19 protein-coding genes are annotated in these 25,799 nt (G+C 37.0%); 12 read left to right on the top strand and 7 right to left on the bottom strand.

Annotated elements, in window-relative coordinates; all coding sequences use genetic code 11:
• Positions 1-23: 23 nt before the first annotated feature.
• The 3 genes from NSQ95_RS16490 to NSQ95_RS16480 form a co-directional block, all read right to left on the bottom strand.
• Positions 24-599 carry a TetR/AcrR family transcriptional regulator gene (locus NSQ95_RS16490; protein ID WP_340881951.1) on the bottom strand — a complete coding sequence of 192 codons (576 nt, stop codon included), beginning with the start codon at positions 597-599 and terminating at the stop codon, positions 24-26.
• Between the two features lie 174 nt (positions 600-773).
• Positions 774-2,855 (bottom strand): hypothetical protein, encoded by a 2,082-nt coding sequence (locus tag NSQ95_RS16485; protein WP_340881953.1) that lies wholly within the window; start codon positions 2,853-2,855, stop codon positions 774-776.
• A 14-nt stretch (positions 2,856-2,869) separates the two neighbouring features.
• Positions 2,870-3,796 (bottom strand): DUF1672 family protein, encoded by a 927-nt coding sequence (locus NSQ95_RS16480; RefSeq protein WP_340881954.1) that lies wholly within the window; start codon positions 3,794-3,796, stop codon positions 2,870-2,872.
• Positions 3,797-4,178: 382 nt separating this feature from the next.
• On the opposite strand from NSQ95_RS16480, the gene NSQ95_RS16475 reads away from it, so the two are divergent.
• The gene (locus NSQ95_RS16475; RefSeq protein WP_340881956.1) at positions 4,179-6,347 is read left to right on the top strand and encodes a YcdB/YcdC domain-containing protein; all 2,169 of its coding nucleotides are present in this window, start codon (positions 4,179-4,181) and stop codon (positions 6,345-6,347) included.
• Between the two features lie 286 nt (positions 6,348-6,633).
• Here the strand turns inward: NSQ95_RS16475 and NSQ95_RS16470 are convergent, their stop codons facing one another.
• Both NSQ95_RS16470 and NSQ95_RS16465 read right to left on the bottom strand, forming a co-directional pair.
• A complete protein-coding gene (locus NSQ95_RS16470) occupies positions 6,634-8,094 on the bottom strand; it encodes an IS1182 family transposase (protein ID WP_340881957.1) in 1,461 nt (486 codons plus the stop codon).
• A 159-nt stretch (positions 8,095-8,253) separates the two neighbouring features.
• Positions 8,254-9,126: a TetR/AcrR family transcriptional regulator gene (locus NSQ95_RS16465; RefSeq protein ID WP_340881959.1), complete on the bottom strand. Its 873-nt coding sequence runs from the start codon at positions 9,124-9,126 to the stop codon at positions 8,254-8,256.
• Positions 9,127-9,293: 167 nt separating this feature from the next.
• On the opposite strand from NSQ95_RS16465, the gene NSQ95_RS16460 reads away from it, so the two are divergent.
• The 5 genes from NSQ95_RS16460 to NSQ95_RS16440 all read left to right on the top strand — a co-directional run bounded on the left by NSQ95_RS16460 (position 9,294) and on the right by NSQ95_RS16440 (position 15,859).
• Positions 9,294-10,793 (top strand): DHA2 family efflux MFS transporter permease subunit, encoded by a 1,500-nt coding sequence (locus NSQ95_RS16460; protein ID WP_340881961.1) that lies wholly within the window; start codon positions 9,294-9,296, stop codon positions 10,791-10,793.
• A 261-nt stretch (positions 10,794-11,054) separates the two neighbouring features.
• Positions 11,055-12,506: a circularly permuted type 2 ATP-grasp protein gene (locus tag NSQ95_RS16455; RefSeq protein WP_342559969.1), complete on the top strand. Its 1,452-nt coding sequence runs from the start codon at positions 11,055-11,057 to the stop codon at positions 12,504-12,506.
• Complete coding sequence (locus NSQ95_RS16450; protein ID WP_340881964.1) at positions 12,500-14,407, top strand: alpha-E domain-containing protein; 1,908 nt, start codon at positions 12,500-12,502, stop codon at positions 14,405-14,407. The genes NSQ95_RS16455 and NSQ95_RS16450 overlap by 7 nt, the downstream gene beginning before the upstream one ends.
• 124 nt (positions 14,408-14,531) lie before the next feature.
• The gene (locus NSQ95_RS16445) at positions 14,532-14,948 is read left to right on the top strand and encodes a DUF2512 family protein (protein ID WP_340881966.1); all 417 of its coding nucleotides are present in this window, start codon (positions 14,532-14,534) and stop codon (positions 14,946-14,948) included.
• Between the two features lie 374 nt (positions 14,949-15,322).
• Positions 15,323-15,859 (top strand): NADPH-dependent FMN reductase, encoded by a 537-nt coding sequence (locus tag NSQ95_RS16440; RefSeq protein WP_342559967.1) that lies wholly within the window; start codon positions 15,323-15,325, stop codon positions 15,857-15,859.
• Positions 15,860-16,267: 408 nt separating this feature from the next.
• Here the strand turns inward: NSQ95_RS16440 and nhaC are convergent, their stop codons facing one another.
• Both nhaC and NSQ95_RS16430 read right to left on the bottom strand, forming a co-directional pair.
• Positions 16,268-17,683 (bottom strand): Na+/H+ antiporter NhaC, encoded by a 1,416-nt coding sequence (gene nhaC, locus NSQ95_RS16435; RefSeq protein WP_340881969.1) that lies wholly within the window; start codon positions 17,681-17,683, stop codon positions 16,268-16,270.
• A gap of 233 nt (positions 17,684-17,916) precedes the next feature.
• Positions 17,917-18,753, bottom strand: a complete 837-nt coding sequence (locus tag NSQ95_RS16430; RefSeq protein WP_340881970.1) for a thermonuclease family protein — start codon at positions 18,751-18,753, stop codon at positions 17,917-17,919.
• 180 nt (positions 18,754-18,933) lie between these two features.
• Here NSQ95_RS16430 and NSQ95_RS16425 point away from each other — a divergent pair, with 180 nt between their 5' ends.
• The 6 genes from NSQ95_RS16425 (at position 18,934) to NSQ95_RS16400 (ending at position 25,767) form a co-directional block, all read left to right on the top strand.
• The gene (locus NSQ95_RS16425) at positions 18,934-19,434 is read left to right on the top strand and encodes a sigma-70 family RNA polymerase sigma factor (protein ID WP_340881971.1); all 501 of its coding nucleotides are present in this window, start codon (positions 18,934-18,936) and stop codon (positions 19,432-19,434) included.
• Positions 19,434-20,729: a DUF4179 domain-containing protein gene (locus NSQ95_RS16420; RefSeq protein ID WP_340881973.1), complete on the top strand. Its 1,296-nt coding sequence runs from the start codon at positions 19,434-19,436 to the stop codon at positions 20,727-20,729. Before NSQ95_RS16425 ends, NSQ95_RS16420 begins: the two co-directional genes overlap by 1 nt.
• A gap of 124 nt (positions 20,730-20,853) precedes the next feature.
• Positions 20,854-21,387, top strand: coding sequence for a hypothetical protein (locus NSQ95_RS16415; RefSeq protein ID WP_340881974.1), 534 nt, complete (start codon positions 20,854-20,856; stop codon positions 21,385-21,387).
• 68 nt (positions 21,388-21,455) lie between these two features.
• Positions 21,456-22,172 (top strand): 3-ketoacyl-ACP reductase, encoded by a 717-nt coding sequence (locus tag NSQ95_RS16410; protein WP_340881975.1) that lies wholly within the window; start codon positions 21,456-21,458, stop codon positions 22,170-22,172.
• Between the two features lie 528 nt (positions 22,173-22,700).
• A complete protein-coding gene (locus NSQ95_RS16405; protein WP_340881977.1) occupies positions 22,701-24,935 on the top strand; it encodes a YcdB/YcdC domain-containing protein in 2,235 nt (744 codons plus the stop codon).
• Between the two features lie 70 nt (positions 24,936-25,005).
• Positions 25,006-25,767 (top strand): HAD family hydrolase, encoded by a 762-nt coding sequence (locus NSQ95_RS16400; protein WP_340881978.1) that lies wholly within the window; start codon positions 25,006-25,008, stop codon positions 25,765-25,767.
• Positions 25,768-25,799: the final 32 nt, after the last annotated feature.

Here is a 25,799-nt window from a genome sequence, read left to right as displayed (position 1 = left end):
TAAATCCTACTCTCTATTATAAATTACTGTTTTGGTGGTACTAAATTGGGTATTTGCTTGGCGATAGCTCTTAATGGATCACCAGAAGCGCTTGTGACGCTCAACAATATCCCACCTTCAAATAATGCGTTTAATGTGATGGCAAGATTACTTGCACATTCTTCCGACATACCATACTCGATAAACTTCTCTTTTACTAATTTTTGCCAGCTTTTAAAAACGTGATCACAGGCTAGACGTATCCCATTATTTTTAAGAGCCATTTCTCCTGCAATATTACCAATAGGAACACCATATAATTCATGCTTTTGCTCAATTTGCGTAGCAATCATATGCAATTGATTTAATAACATTTCAATAGGATCAGCAGATTTATTCAATAGATTTTTAGTATCACTTAGTAACAAATCTCCTGTATATTGGATAGCAGCAAGGAGTAGCTCTTCCTTACCGTTCGGAAAGTGATGATAAAGAGCGCCTTTAGTTGTGTTGCTTTCGTTGATAATAGTGGAGATACTTACCGCTTCAAAACCATAACAACTAAATAGATGACTAGCAGTTTGAATGAGATGTTGTTTAGTTTCCATCCCTGGGGGCATATCTATTACTCCTTTCTAAAACAGAACGGTCGGTTTGTTTTTTGCACAAAGACTAGTATATAGACTATTGAAAGACAATGCAAGATTAGAGAACAGAAGAACTAGATAACATACATAAGCAAAATAAAAGAACTCTAATGTAGCAGTGCTGCACTGGAGTCCCAAAGCTTTATATTATAAAGTACCTCTATCTACTTGCTCCTTTAGAATCTGTAAGTTTCCTAACACATTTTTGGAGACCTCTAAAGTTTCTTCGATGGCATTAGCTTTTTCATCTGCTAGCTGGTAAATGATTTCATTAAACAGTAGCTCCATTTCATCTAAAATGGCTAAGGTCGCCACATTGTATAATCGTACATTTTCAAACTTAGATGGTTCAAAGATGGCGGTATCCAGATAAGGCTTAAAGTTATCAAGCATCTCCGGTAGGTTTGCATTCATCCGATTAAATCCAACACGGAAACTTTCCATTAAGACTTCCATTTCTATGAGAGGCTCTAGAGCACTGGCAACAGCACTTTTAACTCGTTGCTCATAATCTGTAAATAGGCTCATTAACAAGCTGATTGGATTTCCATATAAAGCGATATTTTGAGCAGCCTTTACAGCGAGAATAATGGCAGTCAATGCAACTTCTATTAAAAGTACAATTTGTTCCAGCCTAGAAAGGATAGGTCTTAATATCGTTGTTCCTACAGTAACAATTGTATTATGAGCTAATTCTACTTGGACTTCCTTCATTTTCATTCCGATTACCAAATAAGAAGATTCCTGAATTGTTTTAATTTCTGTTTTTTGAACAGCATCTACACGTTCTCCTGGTGTGGCTCCCGATTGGATAGCATCTGCTAAGCTCACATCTCGATTAATAAAAGAATGGGCAATATCGTTAACCTGAGCTTCGTACTCAGTTAATTGATTATATACTTCTTCTTTGTTTATCTTTAAGATATTATAATGTGCACCGAGCTCCCCTACAACTGCATCAATAAAATTGTCTGTGCCTCCTCTAAATAGTTCAGGGATTTCGTTATAAAGGATATTGTTAGCACTAGCGACTAGGTGATCTACATCTTGCTTGAGTTGGTTTAAATAGTCCCTAGCTGGAGCAAAGAGCGTTTCTACACTTATGTTAGTGGAGGTAATAAACTCAATAAGTTCTGCAGGCTTTGAGTTTAGAATGCTGTTTAATATAAGACAACGATCCTCAGCCTTATTAAGAAGGTCGATTAAGTCATCGATTGCTGCTTTGATAATGGCCCCTGTCTCCGCTATTCCTTTAAATAGTGGGTCTACAGCTATTTCCTCCAACTTTTGTTGGAATGTCTCTTGAAGTGTGGTGACACGCTGACTGAATTTTGCATTCTCGTCCTCTACAATACTGACTGAGTTACTTATATACTCTTGGACATTGGTAATTCGACCTTTTACTTGGTCTCTAATTCCATTGGAGAGTAAAATCATATTTTCTTGATTAATTTCAATTTTTTCACTATAGCCTGCATAAATAGGGTTTCCTGTCCAAATACTTGTTACAATATGATCGTCGGCCCCAATATGGATAAATCCATGTCCAGGCTGTCCCTTTATACCAACTTCAATCACGAAGTTCCCATCTTTATCTGGATCTACATAACCTGTATGATTCGAGGCAATCATGGAAAGCAGGGGCACCCCATTATTAATGCTATATTTTTTCCCTGGTATTCTATTACCTAGTCCAAGTGATTCCTCTGTACTCGTAAGGAAGTCAAAGCGGCTATAGTAATTAGTTATATTATCGTACATCGTTGTAGGATCTACTAAACCAGCAGGAAGGATGGCTGGATTTAAAGTGACAGCCTTCACCTGAGGATTTTCAATAGCCACAGCATTAGTTAGTCCTCCACCTAGGGAGTTACCTGTTACGGAATCTACTTTCCCAAGGTTAGCATTTACCCAGTCAAAGTATTCTTGTGCATCACTTACTTGTGCGGGGGGAGTGTCAGCGAGTAGCTTTGCATTGGTATCGATCCAATCCTTATTGTCCTCACTCCCTATATAAACTACCGTTAATTCCTTTGTTTCATGGTTTTGGACAGTAACAGCATCCAGGCCAGAGGACATCCCATATTGGGTATCTACTACTTTAAATATTTTATCGTTAACGGTTATAATTTTGCCGGGTGGATAATGTCGGTACGCATGAAAACCAGCTAATTCTACTAAATCTTGGTCAGTTGTCTGGACGTTAGAAACAGGATTAATAGTAGTCACCTAGATTTCCACTCCTATTCTTTTCTAATTTCATTCAAGGCAGTTTTGTTTATCGAGCTTTTTTTGGAGCCGTCAGCATATTCTGCATTTATCAAGTTATCATGTAAAATGACGGAATATGAACCTGGTGGTAGGCCGTCCATTTGCTCGATATCTGAAACTATTTTGTCATAGAGTACTTCATCTGGGTTGGTATCGGATTCTTTCATATATAAAGTAACCGTAATAAGCATTAGATTTGAATCTAAATCATACTTTTTCATCGAGCTTTTTAGCTCTTCTTTGCTAATGGTAGGATTTTCTATATATTTGTTGTAAAGCTCGGTAAAGTATTCACCAGCAGCGCTTGTATAATAATAGGGAGTTGCAAATCCATTAGCTCCTACCTTTTCAACTGCCTCCATACGGGTACCTACAATAGGATTTTCTTCAGTGAGTTTCTCTAAGTAGTTATCAAGTGTAGAAAATTCCTGATCATGGATCATAGCATAAAGCCCAGTAGTAATGGCATCTTCTATCTGTCCCTCTTGAGACCATACTTTATCTGCTTCTACTTTTTCTTTTTCAATATCAATAGGTACAATGGCAAATGTGTAAAAATGAGGTTCTCCTAAAGATTCGACGAATACAGAGGCACCGTCCACAGCTCCCACAATGTTATGGATTTTCACTTCTGTTTTATAGTTGTTTAAAAAGAAGTCCTTTACCGCTTGTTCAATTTCCTCTCGATTCGCTTCAGCTATTTTATCTGTTTCCGCGCCATCCTGTAGGGTATATTCCTCCCCCGTGTAATCTTGAACACTAACAAAGCTTGAAGAATCTAAAGCCACATCTCCTTTACCGATTATTTCAGGTTCTTTTTTGCTTTCTACTTCCATGTTGCAGCCTCCTAATAAAAGTGTAGTGCTAACAATTGCTACGGCCATTTTGTTATTCTTCATATTAATCCTCCCGCTTTAAAGCTCAAACTGTCGGTTTTTATTAATTGTAATCAAACCTTAATAGATATGAAAATAATAGCTTCATATTTTATTTGAATTTTGAGAAAATAGTTAGATGGGTCTAGAGATGACATATAAAATAAGGACTTTGGTAGACTGTGGAGAAGGATTTTTTACGAATTTAATAATTGTAAATAGGAGACTAGGAATCTTCAAACGAACAACACTTTTATAGGTAAATTTAATTAAATAGTTAAAATATTAGGAAAATATATGTTTCTAATTTCCATATATTAGCTTATAATATAGTTATTACCTTAAAGGGGGACTTTTTCTGAAGAAGATAGGGATTATTTTAACCGCGTCAGCATTATCGCTAGGAATGTTATCGACTACTGCAAATGCATCAAATACGACAGGAACACAGCCTTATAATGTAGTGACTCAGGTTGCTGCTACAGACGTTTTAGTGTCTAAGGAGGAATTGCTTAAAAAGTTTAAAGCTAGCTTTCCGGGGATTTTCGACTCGATCAAGCCAAGCGAATTTTACTTGCATTCCTTTAATCATCCAAATGAAAAGGCAATTAGGCATAGTATGTCTTTTCATAAGCAAGAAAAGGGGAAGGATATCTCGGGGAGCATAGGTTTTTATGGGGATAATTATGAGATAGAGTCTTTTCAATATGACCCAGTAGCAACTGCAGATTCGCTATTTCCAGGGAAGGTATCTAAAGAGGAAGCTAAACAACTTGCTCATGACTTTATGAAAAAGTATATGAAGGATGGAAACTACCAGTTAGATAAAGGAATGGAAGACTTTTATTATAGTTCACAAACTTTAACCCAACCCATTCGCTATACTTTTACTTTTAACCGTATGCAGGATGGGGTTACTATTGGGGATCAGCACGTTAATGTGACTATTCTAGGCAGTGGAGAGATAGTAGGGTTTAATCGTTCTATTCCAAGCAAGTCTCCTACGTTCGATGATGTTAAAAAGGTGAAAGATGCTGAAGTGATTTTAAATCAAATAAAAGACAAGCTGACCACTAAGCTGCAATATCAAATTACCTATCCAAACGAAGGTAATAAGCAAGAGGTGAAGCTAGTTTATAAGCCTGAAATACTAAGTGTGAATGCTATTACTGGCGAGTGGTTTAATTCCTATGAGTTTTTAAAAGAATATCCTGCTCCTAAAGAATATCAAATGATTGTAGAAAAGGCATTGCCTGCTAAACACAATGGCATTACAAAAGAAGAGGCTAAGAAAACAGCAGAGGGTTTACTGAAGGTCGATTCCAATAAGATCAAATTAACAATTCAATCTGTAGATGAGATGAAAAATTATAACGGACAAGATGTAATCAGTGTTAGCTATATGTATCATTATTCTAATGGTTCCGGTTCTGGATCTAATATAGAATTCGATAAGAAAACAGGTGAGCTAATTCGTTTTCATAGTATGCAGCAAGAAATTAAGGAAATGTTAGACGAGAATATAGATCAGAAGTCCCTATCTTATGAGGATGCGTTAGCTAAGGCAGTGGAGTATGCAAAAGAGTATTTGCCTTCTTACGTACACGAGTATGCTCTTCCTACTGAGACCAGCTATGCCGACCAGATGAGCGGATATTACTTCTCGTTCCCTCGAATTATTGATGGAATATCTGTTTCAGGAGACCAAATTAGCGTAAATATTAATAAGAATGGTTCTCTAAGTAGCATAAGCATTGATAGACCTCTAATTGATGAGTGGCCATCAAAAGAAAAAATTATTTCTGAGAAAGAAGCAACAGAGACATTTAAAAAGGCCATTACGTTAAAGACAAGCTACATGAAAGAATATTTGAAGCAAGAAAATAATAACTATTATTTAATATCTTCCCCATTGTTTAATCAAGAAGAACATCAGGTATTAGAGGCAAGCACTGGTAAATGGTTTAACGAATACAATAGAGAGGTGCTACCAGAAGTTTCTCATCCTACTGCAGCAGCCGAACTAAATTATTTAATCCAATCTAAAGTGTTAACCGTAAAAGATGCTAAGGCTTTTAATGGAGATGCCGCAGTATCTAAAGGAGAAGCTATCAAAGTAATGATGAATTCCTTAACATATATTTACCAGGGCTATCCTATGGGGGACTCCGAGAATGCTAAGCAAACCTTTACCAATATCGATGCGAAGCATGCTTCCTATCAGGCGATCGAACGAGCAGTAGAGCTTGGTGTAATAACTGCAGACAAATCAACCTTTGATGTAGATAGTCCAATTACTAAAGAAGAGCTGTCTATATGGTATATTCGTGCATTAGGCTTAGAGGAAGCAGCTAAGCAAACTAAGATATACAAAAATGACTTCACGGATAGCAAGAAGATAAAGGCTGAATATACTGGCTATATTGTGTTGGCTGATTCTCTAGGATTAGTAAAGGCAGAGAAAAATCAGTTTAACCCTACGAAGCAAGTGACCTATGCAGAGCTTGCTGTTTCAACAATTCGTTTGGGACATGAGATATCGAAAAAGGGAAGAGATTATAGATTCGGCTACTAAGTTATTGTTAGTAGGATGAATTTTAAACAAATCCCACTGAACCTTGCATAAACATGAGAGAACCTTGTAAAAACGAGGTTGAACCTTGCGCAAACCCTAAAACTAGGCGAAGACGCTTATATCTGCACCTGCTTAGTAATAAATCATTAAATTAGAAAAAACTCACCAATATTAGCGAGGGCACTGAAAAACTAACGAGTTTTAAAATCTAATTGGTTTTTCAACCAAAAACAAGGCACTTTCTGTTCAATTCGAACGGAAAGTGCCTTATTTCATTGTCTATTTCTTACTCTTTTTCATTTAGTAGTTTCATGATCCGTTTCAGGTTGACAGCGAATATCGTTGTGGCACCTTGTATTTCCATGCCAAATAAACCCGCTGATTTTGCCGTTTTATAGCCGTGCGGATTTTTAATCTCACTATTTTTCGCCTCAATTTTATAGCGTTTTTTGGCTAGTTCTTTGAAGGCCTCAGTTTCTTGGAAGGCCTCTTGTTCTTCATGTTCATTTGATTTCAATGAGATGCTATACGTTTTACTTTTCGCACCTTCTGTATAGCAGCCTTCACGCATTGGACAAACTTTACATTTTTCGATGTCAAAATAAAAGGTGATTTTTTGATTTTGATTTTCATTTTTCTTTCCAGTCCGTGCTTTTCGAATCGCCATGTGCCCGACTGGGCACACAAACATACCGGCATCTTTATTAAAATCAAATGCAATTTTTCTTTGACCGTTACCATTTGTGATAACGGGATTTAATTTTGAAATTAATTGAAGTTCTTCCGATTTGGCGTATTGTAAATTATCTTTGCCTGAATAAGCCGTGTCTCCAATGATCGTCTCGATGTCCATCCCTGTCCCTTTACTTTTCTCTACTAATTCTTGAAGATATTGACCATCACTTTTTTCACCAGTTGTTACAATCGCGGCTGTGATAATTCGTTCATCACTCATCGCGATATGCGTTTTGAATCCAAAGAAAGCCGAGTCTGCCGATTTATGTCCGACACGCGCATCAGGATCTTTTGAATGACCCAACTGTGTATCGTAATCATCGATGACTTCTTTTAAGACATTTAATTTTTCTTTCACAGCAGGGATTTGTGCTACTTTTGATTGTGTTTCGACGACTTCCACAACTCGGCGGCAATAATCCAATTCCTCCGTCACTTCATTTGAAGTTGGCTTTTTAGGAAACTTTCCGACCATCTCTTCCTCGAGTTGGTAAACCGTTTTACGCACATTTTTTGATTTTTCTTGTAAAAACTCTTTTGGTGATTTTTGATTATAACGAGCTTTTGTGTGAGTTGCATCGACAATAACGGTTTTACTGGTGATAAGCCCTTTTTCCAACGCAATTTCAACCGTCTTTCCAATGAGTAAATCTAATAGATTCATGTCTTGGAGACGAAGGCGGCGAAATTTTGTAAGAGAACTGGAATCAATGACCTCTTCTTCTGGTGACATATCTAGAAAATATTTAAACGACATATCGAATTTTGAACGCTCTACGAGATCGGCATCTGATAGGTCATGTATGGCTTTCAACAGTAAATATTTGAACATACGAATAGGTGGAATCGCATTTCTACCATTATCCAAACAATATTTTGATTTTAATTCGTCTAAGATAAATGAAAAATCGACGAGCTCGTTGATTTGGCGAAGCATATTATCTTTTGGGATAACTAAATCATACAAAGCTATATAAGGGCTCAAATTTAGTGTTTCTTGTTTGGAAATCATGGCTGCGTCACCTCTAGTTAGTTTTACTCATTATACTATGATAAGAGGATGTAAGATAAAGAAAAAGCGATTGCGTGAACAGAAATCTGTTCACGCAATCGCTTTAGTAATTTCATTGACTTTTTCAGTGCCCTCATATTAGCTTGGTGAGTTTTTGTATTACTTCAGTTTTAGATAAAACCAAATGGCATTGATGAAGGTTTGTACTTGACCTTTACTAGAGGTGTCATCAAAAGATGATAAGAAAGGATTGAGCAATGGCTGAAGCACGCTTTTGCGAACACGTTCTTTGTTGAGCTCAGAAATAATGGCCTCATAGAGGTCCTCTTGCTCCATCGTAAAATTCTCTTCCTCTTTAATGTTCTTTGCCATTTTCATGAGCTCGCTTAACTCTACTGGCTTTCGATCTATATTCATCCTCATTAAATGGACTGAAGAAGGGTCAATTAAAGAAGTATTATGTTGAAGCATATAGGGAATGATAAGACCGATATATTGGAGCAGGACTGCTACAATTCGGTGAAGTGAAAACGTTGCATTTGTTACACGTTTTGTAAATAGTAAGTGCTGGAGCATGCCGTGAAATAGTATAGCACTTTCAAAGGCGTTTTCAGAAATTTCCTCTCCAAATACAGATTTAAACCGAATCGCTAACCACTCTAGCTCGAATATACGATGCTGCATCACAAGTTTTTTTAGATCTATTTCATTGGAGCTAAGGATTGCATCAAAGAGAGCATATAGGCTTCGTTCTTCATTTAACTGAATAATACTATATATTTGTTGAGCTAAAATCTGTTGGTCCTTTTCGTTTTTCCCAACTTGGATTTGCATACGAAGCTGACTAGCATCATATCTTAATCCTTCTAGTATTTCTGCGATACAATCATTTTTTGAACTAAAATAATTATAAAAGGTTCCTTTTGAAATAGCTGCTCTATCAATGATGTCCTGGATAGAAGTTTGTTGGATTCCTTTTTCTACAAATAGCTTTAAAGCTACATCTGCAACATGTCTTTTACGTTTATTCATAAGTCCTCCGAATGCTTTTCTGATGGCTTTAGTATATATATTGTGAACACAAAGTTCAACTATATTTAAACTAGGTGTACAAATATATTGAAAAAAATGAACTAATGGTTTAATATAATTCGAGTAATGAAGTAAATATAGAAAAATAGAATAGGGGAAAACGAAAGATGAGTGACACTGAAAATAAAAAAGCTACGTATTTAATGCTCGCAGTACTCTTTGTTGGAGCATTTGTATCGTTTTTAAATAACTCCCTTTTAAATGTAGCATTACCTTCCATTATGGTGGACTTAGATGTGGAATATTCTACTGTCCAATGGTTGGCAACTGGTTATATGTTAGTGAGCGGAGTCCTAATACCTGCATCAGCCTTCTTAATAAGAAGGTTTTCGAATAGAACTTTGTTTCTTACCTCCATGGCAATATTTACGTTAGGTACTGCTATGGCAGCAGTTGCTCCAAACTTTGGCTTCCTTTTAACAGGGCGTATGGTCCAAGCGGCTGGTTCCTCTGTAATGGGACCTTTACTGATGAACGTAATGCTGGTTGCCTTCCCACGTGAAAAAAGAGGAGCGGCTATGGGGATTTTTGGTTTAGTTATGATCACAGCTCCTGCAATTGGGCCGACATTATCGGGGTTCATAGTACAATACTATGACTGGCGCGTTCTTTTCATCATGATTTTACCATTAGCAGTTATTAGCTTGTTACTAGCTGTTTGGAAGCTAGGGAATGTTATGACAACTGATAAAACTGCAACAATTGACTTTGCATCAATAATTCTTTCGACATTCGGTTTTGGTGGTCTGTTATATGGAGTCAGCACAGCAAGCACAGCTGGCTGGGATGATCCAATTGTATTAACCACACTAATCGTGGGATTAGTAGCAATAGTTATTTTTGTAATTCGTCAGTTAAAGTTAGAACAGCCATTGTTAGATTTACGCGTATATAAGTATCCGATGTTTGCTTTAGCATCCATTATTTCAATTGTTAATGCAGTTGCTATGTTCTCGGGTATGATTTTAACACCAGCCTATGTGCAAAGTGTACGCGGTATATCTCCCTTAGACTCTGGACTACTAATGCTACCTGGGGCAATTGTTATGGGAATTATGTCTCCGATAACAGGAAAACTGTTCGATAAGTTTGGTCCCCGTACTTTAGCATTAATAGGATTGGTTATTACAGCGATTTCTACTTTTGAATTATCTAGATTACAAATAGATTCTACCTATTTATTTATTGTTATAATCTACACGATACGGATGCTAGGGATGTCTATGGTTATGATGCCAATCATGACAAATGGTTTAAATCAGTTACCGACACGTTTAAACCCGCATGGTACAGCAGTTAACAACACCGCTCAGCAGGTTGCTGGTTCCATTGGTACGGCAGTGCTAGTTTCCATTATGAACTATGTGACAACAAAAGAAGGGGAAAGCCTAATGGCAAACGTTGACCCTACTACACTGACCGAGCAAACAATGGGCTTACTAGGTCAACAAGCTTTATTAGCAGGGATTCAATACTCCTTCCTAGTTGCTTTGGTTATGAACATAATCGCGTTAGTCTTAGCCTTCTTCTTGAAACGAGTAGATGTTAGCCCAGCAGCTCTACAAAAGCTAGAGGAAGAAAATCAAGTAAAGCCAACAACTAAATAATAATTTTAAAGAGACTGGGATATAACTAGTCAATAAATTAAAAGACGTGAAATCAGCAACTTGATTTCACGTCTTTACTTTTTTTTTTTGAAGAGAATTTTGTCCCCGCCTCTGTTTAATATGACTTGAAATGTAGCGAGAAGCATTTTTTTTAGAAGATGTCTATTAATGACTATATATGGGTAATAGAATGATGAAGGGTGTGATAAATAGAGTGCACCATTTACATAAATTAACTATATAGAGAGCGAGAGTTGGAAAATGTTTAAAACCTATGAAGTTAAACCTTTTTTTGACGAAATGTTAAAAGCGTGCGGTGAGCCCAAGTCGCACTATCAAAACTTCTATAATATTCTTCACCGTTTTTCTTCAGAAGAATTAAAAGAAAAACATGAAACAGCCCAACTTTCATTTTTAAGACAAGGCATAACGTTTACAGTGTATAACAATAATATGGGAGCAGAGCGTACTATGCCTTTTGATTTCATTCCAATTATAATTCCTCCGGAAGACTGGGAAACGATTAAAAAGGGAATGATTCAACGTACAGAGGCATTGAACTGCTTTTTACAGGATATTTACCATCAGCAAAAAATTATAAAGGATGGAATTATTCCTAGAGATTTAATAGAAAATAATAAATATTATTATCACAAGCAAATTAAAAATATTAAAATTCCGTTAAATAACAACATATTTTTAGCAGGAATAGATTTAATTCGTGATGAAACGGGTAAGTATTTGGTGCTTGAGGATAATTTAAGAAACCCATCTGGTCTTTCTTATGTATTCCAAAATAGGTACGTTATGCGTCAGGTCTATCCCGAATTTTTTGCTAACCACTCCATTCATGCTTTGGAACAGCAAATAACCTATATTTATGAAGCAATTGTGGAACATGCTCCAGAGGGAGTGACCAATCCTAAGGCAGTACTGCTTACTCCAGGAATATATAACTCTGCATATTACGATCATGTATTTTTAGCTCAACAAATGGGGTTACAATTGGTCGAAGGCCGTGACCTAACAGTAGTTGATAACATTGTATATATGAAAACAATCCGCGGACTTGAAAAAGTAGATATTATTTATCGTAGAATTGATGATGACTTTTTGGATCCTTTAGAATTTCGTGAGGATTCTACTCTTGGAGTTCCTGGTTTAATAGATGCATATAAATTAGGCAATGTGGCAATATTAAATGGTATAGGGAATGGTGTTGCTGATGATAAAGCAGTGTATGCCTATGTTCCCGATATGATTAGATATTATTTAGAGGAAGAGCCAATTATTGATAATGTGAAAACCTATCGTCTGGATGATTTAGAACAGAGGGAATGGGTGCTGCAGCATTTATCAGAACTGGTCGTAAAAAATGTTGGTGCCTCAGGTGGCTATGATATGTTAATAGGCCCACATGCTACTAAAAAAGAGATAGAGAGATTTAGGGAGAATATTTTAAAGACACCGGAGCAGTATATAGCGCAGCCGACTATTCAGCTTTCAAGAGCACCTGCGTATCAAGGAGAAGCGTTTTATCCATGTCATGTAGATTTACGAGTGTTTGTCATTAGAGGAGAGGATACACATGTATTTCCAGGTGGTCTTTCACGTGTAGCATTAAAGAAAGGCTCGCTAGTAGTAAATTCCTCACAAGGTGGTGGCGGTAAAGATACATGGGTCATGAAATCAGGGGGTTTTAGTTCATGTTAAGTCGTGTAGCAGATTCTTTATACTGGATGTCTCGAAATTTTGAGCGAGCCGAACAAAACGCTAGAATTTTAGATGTTCATTTAACTCAAATGGTCGAAACCTCTAGTGATGAATCATTTAAAGAGACACAGTGGAAGCTATTATATGAAGCGTGTTCTACTCTAGAAGAATTAGAGGCATTGGAAAATAAAAAGAATAGCAAAGAAGAAGACCTAATATTTTACTTGGCATTAAGTCATGAAAATCCAAATTCGGTTTTCAATTGCGTACGAATTGCTAGAGAGAATGCAAGGGTTTGTCGTGATCACATACCTAATGAACTGTTTGAAGTTTGGAATGATGTCTTTTTATATACAAAAGATGCTCAAAATATCCCTTATTCTCTTCAGAACATGAGGTTATTTCTAAGCCAGATTAAAAAGGCTTCTTTCACTATTCAAGGAATTATTGAGTCAAACATGTCTCGCGGTATAGCTTACCATATGATGAAAATAGGAAATTGGTTAGAACGGGCTGAAAAGACTGCCAGAATTTTAAATGTGGTGTGTGAACATACAAGTGAAGCGGAGCTTTCTTATAAAAGAGATGAATATTATGCGTGGCTATCAGCACTTAGAATGCTGAATGGGTATGAGGCCTATTTGAAGGTGAATAGACCAAAAATGGATCCACGAACAATTCTTGCTTTTCTTATTGTCGATGAAACCTTTCCTAGATCCATTCATTACAATATGAATAGTGTGCAAAATGCAATTGATAATTTGGGAGGACAGAAGGCTAAACACTCAGAAAAGCTCCATTATCTTTTACAAAGGCTTCATCAAGACTTTGATGAAATGACTATTCAGGAGTTAGACTCCGAAGAAATGATGGACTTTCTGAATCGTTTTCAAAATCAATGTAATGAAATTGGGCAAACCTTCTCTGAAACCTATTATTTAATTGAACCTATTAAGCAACCGTATACACCTGCTATCCAAATACAATCACAAGGTGATAGTAATTGGATTAGTAATTCTCAGATGCCTGTTATTGAAAGACCTTCATCCTTAAAATATAAAATTGAGCATACTAATATTTTTGATTATGAGACTATGGTCGATCAAAGTATGAACTCAATTCGTTTAAAGCCTAGAACGGATGAGTGTCAGCGTTTGCTTTCTTACCGAGCAGATATTACCCCTGTGGCACTAACGAAAGAGCATGTTGACATATGGGGCAACGTAGTAGAATCATTTTTTATCGCAGATCATCATCGTCATTTAGAGGTTAAGACAACCTCTGTTGTCAGTATCCAAAGAAGTCCTTGGGTTCATAGAATTGACTATTCACCGGAAATGTATGCCATTTTCCATTCAGAGCTTTTTAGAAGCCATTACTTAGCATACTTAAGCAATACAGCTTATACTTATTTGACACCTGAGCAAATAGAAAAAGTGGATAAAGAAATCGGGGAAATGGTAAACCCAGTTAAGTACGCTATTGATTTAATGGGATATTTGTTCAATCATTTCACATATGATGGTTCATCTACTACTGTTACCACTAAGGCGTTGGAATCGTTTGACCTTCAAAAAGGCGTGTGTCAGGACATTTCTCATGTGATGCTTGGGGTATTAAGAACAAAGAATATACCGGCTCGATATGTAAGTGGGTATCTGTATGTTGGTGAAAATTCGGCATTAGTTGGTGATGCAGCTAGTCATGCCTGGGTAGAGGTAATGGTTCCAGGGATTGGCTGGGTTGGTCTTGATCCAACAAATAATGTGGAAGCTTTAGAAAATCATATACGCGTAGGAGTGGGACGCGACTATAACGATGTAAGTCCTGTTCAGGGAGTGTATAGAGGGGGAAGTCATTCATTAGAAGTAAAGGTTTCAGTAAGCTTAATAGAACAATAAGAAAGGCCTCAGCTTAAAAGTTGAGGTCTTTCATCACTAGAATTATATTTTAAAATCATTGTGTTTAATTGGAAAGAATAAGGGAACATTTTAATAGAACAAATACAAAAAGGAGGACAAACAAATGAAGCATTTAAAAGCACTTCTTATAAAATTTCTTATGATAACAGTAGTCCTTTTAGTTGTTTTGACATTAATATTTGATGTCCCATTCCTAGATTCTATATGGACTAGCTTAGTGTTGACTGTTTTAGCTTACATTTTAGGAGACTTCCTATTGTTCCGACTTGCGGCAAATCGCTCCAGCCAAAATGTAAGAAACATGATAGCAACAGGTGGAGATATTATATTAGCCTTTTTAACCATTTGGTTTATGCAAATTGCTTTAGTAGACGCTGATGGAAACCTTGCTCTTGGTACACTAATAGCAGCAGTAATTATTGGAGCAGGCGAATGGTTCTTCCACAAATATTTGGATGGGAATGTATTTTACAAAAATAAACGTACAACAGCAGATGTCGCTGCTGATTATAACGACTAAACAAAGAGCCCCTTTTAGTTGAGGGACTCTTTGTTTTTGTATGGAAGAAGCAAGTGGTGATTTTAATAGCATGGGATTATTGGAAACTTAGATGAATGATTTGTAGTAAAAGAGAAGGAAAAAGATAGTTCAATTGTTATAAAGAGAATAATAGTTTTCAATCGAAGCTTACCTGTATCGGTATGGAAATTTAAAGTATAGAATTGTTTGACTTTTAACTTTGGAATATGTTATTATTATCTCGAATTAGAGATATATTAATTAAAAGTATTATTTATAGGAATTGTATTAGCTTTTTATAATCTGGAAGCTTAATGAGTTTAGGCTACAAAGCCTTTGGATAAAATAGTTTAGAACAAATAGGAGGAATAACAATGTTAAAAATAGGAATTATTTTAGGGTCAACTCGTGAAGGTCGTTTAAGTCCACAAGTAGGTAACTGGGTAAAAGAATTAGCAGACAAACGTGGAGATGCTCAATATGAAATTATTGATATTGCTGAATTTAAACTACCATTACTAGGGGAAGCTGGTGGCGATGCTTCAGGAGCTACAGCTTGGTCAGCAAGAGTAGCTGATTGTGACGGCTTTGTATTTATCGTACAAGAGTATAATCACTCAATTACAGGTGCACTAAAAAATGCGCTCGACTATCTTCGTGTGGAGTGGAATAACAAAGCGGCCGGCATTGTATCTTACGGATCAGTTGGTGGAGCACGTGCAACGGAACATTTAAGAGGAATCTTAGGAGAATTATTAGTAGCAGATGTACGTGTACATCCGGCTCTTTCATTATTTACTGACTTTGAAAATGGTACGGATTTCAAACCAGCAACTGTTCAAGCAGACTCAGTAAATCAAATGCTAGATCAGGTCATCCCATGGGCAACAGCATTAAAAACTATTAGATAACAAGAAAAGCGCAAGCACCTGTGTCTGCCCCGACAGGCAAATGGGAAAAAGCGAGGAGGCAGTCCCACAGCCACCGGAGCTTTTACCCATTTGACCCGAGGGGCAAGGTGCTGAAGCTAGACATAGAAGAAAAGCGCAAGCACCTGTGTCTGCCCCGACAGGCAAATGGGAAAAAGCGAGGAGGCAGTCCCACAGCCACCGGAGCTTTTACCCATTTGACCCGAGGGGCAAGGTGCTGAAGCTAGACATAGAAGAAAAGCGTAAGCACCTGTGTCTGCCCCGACAGGCAAATGGGAAAAAGCGAGGAGGCAGTTCCTCGTAATAGCTTACAATTACAAAAATCCACTCTACTATATAGGAAGAGTGGATTTTTGCATTCATACGATGTTGCAGAGAATTACAAGCTAATCAGGTTGTGGGAACTTCTTTTGGCGAGCGACTGGCAAGAGTTTTCTCTTTCATTGAAAAACCAGTGAGTCCGTAAACAAACGTAAAAATTGGGGTTAGCAATGCTAAAAAGCAGAATGGAAGATAAGTCAATGTCGGTACGCCTAGTGTAGCTGCAGTAAAGACGCCACTTGCAGTCCAAGGCAGCAAAGCGCAGCCCTGAGTTGCTGTATCTTCCATAGCTCTTGAAAGGTTTTCAGGCCGTAAGTTAAACTTATCAAATAACGGTTTCATGAACGTTCCTGTCATAACACCCGCAAATGAAAAGCTTCCCCCAAGACCGAGTGTAAAATAGGACATGATCATAGTTACAAAAACGAGTAAACCTCTACTCTTGATCATTTTAACTATAGAATCAATGATGGTTACTAGAACTCCCGAGATGTTCAATAACCCCCCTAAGCCAAGGGCAAAAATAAAGATTGCTACCATAGGCAGCATGCTTACTAATCCCCCTCGCTGTAGCAAGGAATCGATTGCTTCAATACCTGATTCCACAAAAAAGCCATTATAAGCTACTCCCAAAATACTTGTCATATCTATACCTTGGTAAAAAATGGCGATTAGGGCACCTGCGACTCCTCCTAAAAATACGGAGATGATAGCAGGTTGTTTTGTAATTAGTAGTACAAAGAGAAATAGTGCTGGAATAATGGAGACAATACCTAAATTAAAGTTTGCTGCTAAATATCCAGTCAAGCTATTAACTTCAGCTGAATTAACAGCCGTCACTTCTGTATTTAAACCAATAAGGGTAAATATAATGGCTGATAAAACGTAGGCGGGAACAGTTGTCCAAAGCATATGCTTTACATGGGTAAATACATCTATTCCAACGACTGCTGCAGCGAGATTTGTTGTATCTGATAAGGGTGAAAGCTTATCCCCAAAGTAAGCTCCACTTACTATTGCACCAGCTGTCATCGCTAGAGAAATATCTAAGCTTTGTCCAACCCCAATCATAGCTATGCCTGCAGTTCCTAGAGTTGCCCAAGAAGAACCAGTAGCCATAGAGACTACGGAACAAAACAAGAGGGTAGTTACTAAGAAAAATTGCGGGGAAATGGACTGTATTCCATAATAGATTAAAGTAGGAACTGTACCAGATGCTATCCATGTACCGATTAATATTCCTACTGCCATTAATATTAAGGAAGGCTTAAGGGCTTTAAGCATGGAAGCGAACATTGCTTTTTCAATTTCTTCATAAGAATAGCCAAGACGTAAAACAAAAGGGATGAGAACAACGATCGCAGTGAACAGCATAATTTGGATAGGGGCTTCCAATAGTATTAATCCAGTGGATATAACCGCAACCATTAATATGAGGATGAATAATGAATAGAGTAAAGATGGTTTTTTTATTGTTTTTTCCATTTAATCACTCCTTTTATTAGATATAGAATTAAGAATTAAAACTAATTCTATGTTATTATATTATTCAGAAAATATATTTGTGGTAACTAGATACCCTCTTCTAATGTATTATTAACATTTTTTTGAGAAGTTTTTGTACATTTTTCTAACTGGAGCAGGTTGAGTGAGGGCTTTTTTAATAAGTTACAAATAAAAGAAAGCCCCATCACCGAGTGATGGGGCTGATGATATTATTATCTTTGTGTTGCTCGGAACCCTGCTGCTTCAGCTTCTTCCTTGCTGCAAAACATTTCTTCGGCAACTGTCATTTCATAATATTGCTGACCAGGGACATGAAAGATTTTCTCGCCCTTAGAGTTGATATTACCTTTTATTGTACAATCAGTAATATCATTCGGCTTCTTTTCCTCATTAGTTTTATCAACTACTTTCACTTCTTCAACAGCATCTTTATCGTAACCCCTGTTCGTTACATAATTCTCCACTGACCATATCCCGATTGCTTGCTGTTGAGCTTTTTTCTGAATGGCTTCAAACCAGTCTACATGCTTAGTGTTAGGTGCGTAAATGTAAGCAACACGGGCAAGACCTTGTTTTAACAGTTCTTCTTGCAGACTCTTTCCATCAGAAGTATAGATATAAGCAAGAAGCCTATTGTATTTATCCCTATAGGAGACATCGAACTCTAAGAAGACAGTATCCTGACCCTTTAGTAATTGTTTCGTAAAATCTTTTGCTTCCTGTCCAAAAGGCTGTTCTCCTAGCTTAGGATGGTTAGTTTCGGGAGTGTCTACCAATAAAAAACGGACGTTTTCATTTGCACCATTGTATTTTATTTTAATCGTATCCCCATCAATCACGCTGACCAATGGAAATTCTTCAAGCTTAGATACGTCATGAGTAGTGCTCGACGTAGCTTCAGATGATTCTTTTTGTGGAGCTTCCTCAGCTTTCTCTGAAGTTTCCTGCTCAGTGATTGGATTTTCGTCCTCCACCACTAACTGATCTATACTGCTGCATGCTCCTAATAAGATGGTTAAGGATAAAATATACATAATCCATTTTTTCATGTTACATACCTCTCTCTTTCAATCGGTCACTATCTTAACATACAAGTAAAAGAGAGTGAAAGAGAAATAGAAGAATTCAGTACGTAAGATGCAGTCATTTTCCATTTAAATATTTTTTATTTACATTGAACGTTTTTATGTAAATTAACGTCTAACTGTTACAAAAGAGGGGGAACAAAAATGGAGCACCTAGTTAGGAGAGCAATCACAGGAGATGACGATGCTTTCTTACAGCTAATGCAAATACATCGTGATGTTTTATATAAAACTGCCTTTATATATTTAAAAAATGAACATGATGTGTTGGAGGCTCTTCAGGAAGTGACGTTTCGAGCTTACACCAAGCGTCACCAAGTAAAGGAGCCGTCCTTCTTTCAAACGTGGCTAGTGAGAATCCTGTTAAATTATTGTATGGACACATTGAAGAAGCAGGGTAATTTATTTTCATTAAATGAAGATGTAGGAAAAGAAGAACATTCCTCTAACCAGGATCTTATGCTTGCACTTAGAGAGTTGCCGAGTGCACAACGAGAGCTCATTCATCTAAAATACTTTAATGAATTAAAGGTGAGCGAAATCGCAAGAAGGCTACAAATTCCAGAGGGGACAGTTAAGTCAAGGTTACATCATACGCTAAAGAAAATTCGTGTTTTTATGGGAGAGAGAGGGGGCGATGTTTAATGACCAATGTAAAACAAATCAAGCATTTAGTAAACGAACAAATGGAAGATATCCAGGTTAGTTCAGCTACTGGAAGCGCCATATTAAACGGTATTAAAATAGCGCAAAGAAAAAAACAGCGCAGGTCTAAAATAGTATTTAGCCTCTCAGCTATAGCTGTGCTTTTCTTTGGCTTCGCCTTTATGACACGCATTTCTCCAGCCTTTGCCCAGATTTTTGAGGATGTACCGGGCTTGGGGGCTATCGTAGCAATCGTAGAATATGATAGAGGGGTAGAAGAAAGTGTCATAAACAACTATTTTGAGGCAATTGGTGAATCTGTAAAAGAAAATGATGTTACTTTTACGTTGGATGGGGTGATAGCAGATGATACTGGTATGCTACTTTCCTATACCCTCGAGTCTCCTAATCCCGTAAATGATTATCATCTAGGAGACACAGTCCTGCTCCAAAATGAGAAAGAGCTTGGTCTTGCTTACGTAACTTCCGAGCATGCCCAAGAAGAAGTGGTCCAAAAAGTGGAGAGCACCATTAGGATTTCTGACCCTAGTGGTGCGATCGATTATAATAATCCAGCCTTTACATTAAAGTTTTCAATACGTGGAGAAAAGGATTTAAAATTTGTCATACCATTTGAGTTAAAAAATAAAGTTGCCAAGCCAAAGCATTACAAGCTAAATCGTGAGGTGGTAGTAGAAGGACAAAAATTTACTGTAGAACAGGTAAAAATATCTCCTTTGCATGCTGCGATTGATATAAAAACGGATCCACAAAATGATATGGTTATTTTTGATTTTTCTTCTATTAAGTTGCAAAATGAAAGTGGAAACGTATGGGGAAGTGGATCCACATCCATTAGTGGCTTTGGAAGTGCTGATACTACGAAAAGAACGATTTATTTAGAAAGCAATTATTTTCAGGAATCAGAAGAATTATATTTAATTATCGGTGATATTTTGGCTATGCCAAGGGATGAGCGAGAGATCGTTATAGACTTTGATAAAAAAGAAGTGGCTTCTATATCTAAACAATATCCTTTGCAGCTAGAAATAATAGATGAGTCTAGCTTTAAGGTAGATTTTGATAATTATTTAGGGTTTAATCAAACAATTTTCACTATGGGCGAGGATAGAAATGGCCGTAAAGTACCGCTAGCTATATCTCATCGAATTTCTGACACGACTAATTCTCAAGTATTTACTTTAGAGAAAGGAACCCAGAATAATCCAGTAACCTTTGTACTGCAGGGATATCCTAACTATTTGGAGAACGAAACACGCATAAAGGTTAAATAGGAGGTTAAAACATAGTCATTAAAAAAAATAATACCATTTAGGGCGCATTAATTTAAAACAAGAAAATAAATACCATTTAGTTTCTTGTTGTGGGATAATTAGGAAAAATAATGCGGGAGGTACTATGGCACTTTTTCTAGGATTATTATCTTTGTTGTTTGGTTCTCTTTTTATGTCATTGACAGTTGATGAGCTAGGCTCGACTGGTAACTCATATTTATTGATCTATGGGATAGGTTTATTTTTGTTAGGTGCATTGGTGCTTGGCTCGAGAAAAACGAAACGAGTAAGAAAGCCTTTGAACATCAAACGGACGGAGATCTCTTTAGCTGTTTTAGGGCTCATTTTATTATTTGGAAGTTACATTCAGAAGAATATTTCTCTAGTATACCTTGGCTCTATCCTATTAATAATTGGTGTTATTTTTATGCTAACTAAGCTCGAACAAATTCAGTTAAATGTAAAGCCAATAGTAATATGCATATATATGATGACATTTGGAATGGTGATGGTTATCACTGCATTTTTGGGATTACCAAATGAAGATTTAAGAACCTTCGGATTTGTCCAGTTAATGCTGGGGATTATTTTTGCCGTGCTTGAAAGCGTGAAGGAAATAAAACCTCCAGCAAAGCAAATGTCCTTTAAAGCAAAATAATATATTTTTTCTCCAAATGAGGGTACTCTAAATGTGTGAGAAAAACTTATACATAAGGAGAGATTTGCATGCAAGCAATTACAGGGAAAACAGCATTAATCACTGGTGCAGGTCGAGGCATTGGTCGCGCAACAGCTATAGCCTTTGCTAAAGAGGGTATTAACCTAGGACTTTTAGGAAGAACAATCGAAAACTTAGAGGCAGTTGCAAGTGAGCTAAAAACATATGGTGTTAAAGTTTCCATAGCTGCTGCTGATGTATCCAACATGGAATCTGTAAACAGTGCAGTTGAAAAAATCCGTGGGGAGCTTGGTCCAATTGAAATCTTGGTAAACAATGCCGGGATCTCTAAATTCGGTAAATTCCTTGAAGTAGATCCAGAGGATTGGGCTAAGATCATTCAAGTAAATGTGATGGGTGTGTACTACGTAACTAGAGCAGTATTACCAGACATGATCGAGAAAAATGCAGGGGACATTATTAATATCTCTTCTACTGCAGGTCAAAAGGGCGCTCCAGTTACAAGTGCCTATAGTGCATCCAAAGCTGCGGTAATCGCACTTAGTGAATCTCTAATGCTAGAAGTAAGAAAGCAAAATATCCGCGTTGTCACATTAACACCAAGTACTATTGCTACGGACATGGCAATCGAATTAAACCTGACAGACGGAAATCCAGAAAAAGTAATGCAACCAGAAGACATCGCTGACTTTATGGTAGCTCAGCTGAAAATGAACCCAAGAATTCTGCTTAAATCTGCAGGACTATGGTCAACTAATCCATAATTAGAAGAAGTGTGTGGTCGTGATGAAAATCGCGGCCATTTTTTTGTTTGCAATCATGTCAGCTCGGACTCCTACAATGCCTGGCTAGATTACTACATTCAACTCAAAATTTACGACAATCGAGCAATGGATTACGACAATGCCACCTCGATTAACTACAATCTAAATGGATTACGACAATGCCTGGCTAGATTACTACAATCAACTCAAAATTTACGACAATCGAGCAATGGATTACGACAATCCCCACATAATTTACTACAATCCCTTTTTCACTTCACCACACTCTCCCAAATAGTTCTCTATCATCCACTCTAAATACTCTTTTACCTCTCAAGTCAAAAAAATCTTAATAAAAATGGAATATTCTAATTTTATAGAGAATATATATAAATAAGTTTGTGTTTAAAAGGGAGGAGAGTTAGGAAACAGATTATGTTCAAGCAACCTATTCCATAGATAAGTTAATAGACAAGCATAGGAAGATATAGATATGAAAATATAGTAATAAAATGGGGGACTATTTAGGTGAGATTAAATAAGCTTGGGATTATTTTAACTTCATCGGCATTGACCGTTGGGTTATTTTCTACTACTGTAAGCGCTGCTCCAAATGGGACGAATCAGACTAGTAAACCGATTGTACAGGTAGCTGCTTCAAACGTTGTTTATACAAAGGACGATTTAATTAAAAAGTTTCGCTCGTATTTTCCAAAGCAGTTTGATTCATTGAAAAGCAGTGATTTTCAGATGAGTAGTGGCAACTATTATACTCCAGAGGATGAGACATCCCGGTATAGTCTTAGCTTTACCCAGACGATAGAAGGTAAACGAGTTTATGGAAGTGTTGGGTTTGTTGGAGATAATTTAGATATCGAGCATTTTTCGTATTCTCCACCAATTGGATCAGATGCCTTATTCCCGGCAAAGGTATCTAAGGACGAAGCTAGAAAATTAGCCGTAGACTTTGTGAAAAGCTTGTTGAAGGAGGATTCCTATCAGCTCGAAAGCGATAATCATTACTATTATCCAACAAGGATTTTAACAGAACCAATTAACTACTCTTTTTCATTCACTAAAACTAAAAATGATATATCTATATCCGATAACCGTGTAGATATAAATGTTCTTGGAAATGGTCAAATTACTAGTTTTTATAAATATCCATCTACACAAGAAAAGAATACATTTGACGAAGTAAAAAATATTAAGTCTGAAAAAGATATATTAAACAAATTAAAAGAGAATCTAGGGGTAGAGCTTCAATACCAGGTAAATATTGACTATCAATCGGGTGAGCGTACGGTTAAGCTAGTCTATCAACCGACAGGAAATTTTCTTGGATTGAGTGCTGCTACAGGTAAGTGGTTAACTCCAAATGGATATACGGATCAATTTCCATCTAAAGCAAAGCTTAAAAAGATTGTAGAGAAGCCTCTGCCTGCAAAGCAGAAGGGGATCACTATGGAACAAGCGAAGAAAGCAGCTGAAAAGCTGTTAGAAAATAAATCTGACAAGCTTAAATTGAGCATTCAATCCATTGATGAGATTGAGAACTATAATGGTCAGACGGTCTACAGTATTCAGTATATGTATAACCATAGAAACGGTGGTAGCGGTGCTAGTATTGAAATTAACAAGGCTACTGGGGAAGTCATTCAATATCACAATATGTTAGGGTATTTAATGAATGAACTTGGAGAGAAACAGGAGGTTGCCAAGCCAATTTCTCAGAAGGATGCTTTAGCGAAAGCAACAAGCTATATTAAAGAATGGATTCCTTCTTACTTACACAACTTTAGTATGCCTGTCGATGAGCCTTATTATGAGGAAAATATGGGCGCATATAACTTCTCCTTCCCACGAGTGGTTAATGGCATAATAGTAAGTGGAGATTCCATAAACGTTGGAGTTTCTGCGGATGGTTCCTTGAGCAGCTTATATGTAAATGAACAAAAGGTGGAAGAGTGGCCTTCTCTTAAGGAAGTGATTTCCGCAAAAGAGGCAAAGACACTTTTAAATAATTCTTTAAAAGTTAAGCTGAATTATTCAAAGCAAATGCAAAAGAAAGATAATAAGCACTATGACTTACTATATGTGCCTGTATATAACGACAGCTCTTATAGTACCCTAGATGCTACGACTGGTAAATGGAGCAGTCTGTTTGGTGGAGAGCAAAGCTCTGTGGTTGTTTCTCATCCAACTGCACAGGAAGAGCTAAACTATCTAATAAGCACAAAAATTTTAGATGTAAAAGATGCTAAGGCTTTTAATGGGGATGCAGCTATTACGAAGGGCGAGGCTCTAAAAATATTAATGAATTCCTTAACCTACTTCTACGAGGGAAGGTATTATTATGGCAACGAAACGGTGGAGCAAACATTCGATAATATAGATCCAAAACATCCATTATTTCAGTTGGTTGAGCGTGCTGTAAGTGCTGAAATTATAAAGGCTGGAGATAAGAAGTTTGATGTTGATTCACCAGTAACAAGAGAAGAACTTTCTACTTGGTATATCCGTGTGCTAGGGCTAGAGCATGCAGCTAAGCATTATGATATATACAAGGTTAACTTTGAGGATACAAATAAAATTAAATCAGACTACCTTGGGTATGTAGCGTTAGCGAATAAATATGGGCTATTTGCCACTGAAAAAAATCAATTTAATCCGCAACAGGAAGTTACTTATGCAGAAATGTCGGTTTCTACTATACGCTTAGCGCATGAAATTGCTAAAAAGGGAAGATACAATAATTATTAATCATTAAGCTAGGAGCCCTCGTTGAAGCGAGGGCTTTTCTACTTCTATAAATTTGTTAGAGGGGTGTGAAATGGTAAATAGATGGATCACTTTTGATTTAGATGGAACGATTATGCAAAATCCTTTTATTGATTATGTATTTCCTGAAATACGCAATGCCATTTGTAGGGAGAATGGAAACTTAACAAATTGTGTAGAATCATTTGTTGCTGAGCATAGGAATCGCCTGAATCAACGACAATACGTGGAGGCATATGATTGGGAAGAAATCATCACTTCCTATATTCAGTTACATGAGTTAAATTTGTTGATTAACGTGGAAGAGATAGTAAAAAAATATTGTGTTCCAGGTGCTATCTATCTTTTAGAGGAAGGAATTTTAGAAGTACTGCAGGAGCTAAAGCTAAGGGGATATTCTCTTGCGGTCATAACAAATGGCTACTCTAACTTTCAGATGCCAGTAATGGAGGCTTTAGGACTGATCCCGTATTTTGATAGAATAATTACACCTGACATTATCGGCTATGCAAAGCCAGATGAGCGAGTATTTATGGAGTTAGGCGAAGTTGTAGCTCATATAGGAGACCGAATTGATCACGATATCATACCTGCAAATACTTGGGGAGCTAAGGCAATCTGGATTAACAGAAGCTTACCGGAGCAACTAAAGTCTATCAAGCTAGAGTTAAGAACCCGACATGATGGGGTCGTGGATATTATCCTAGCTAAACTGATGAGAGAATCACAGGTTAATTTTAGAGCTATTCCAAGAGAAGCTATACCTTGTTCTGTAATTTATAGATTGGAGGAGCTATTGGATATTATTTTGTAACTTCACTTGCACTCACTTACAAAGGTTGGTAA

This window comes from Psychrobacillus sp. FSL W7-1457 (genome assembly GCF_038593405.1).
Lineage (GTDB): Bacteria > Bacillota > Bacilli > Bacillales_A > Planococcaceae > Psychrobacillus.
This window is presented reverse-complemented; position numbering and strand designations above follow the sequence as displayed.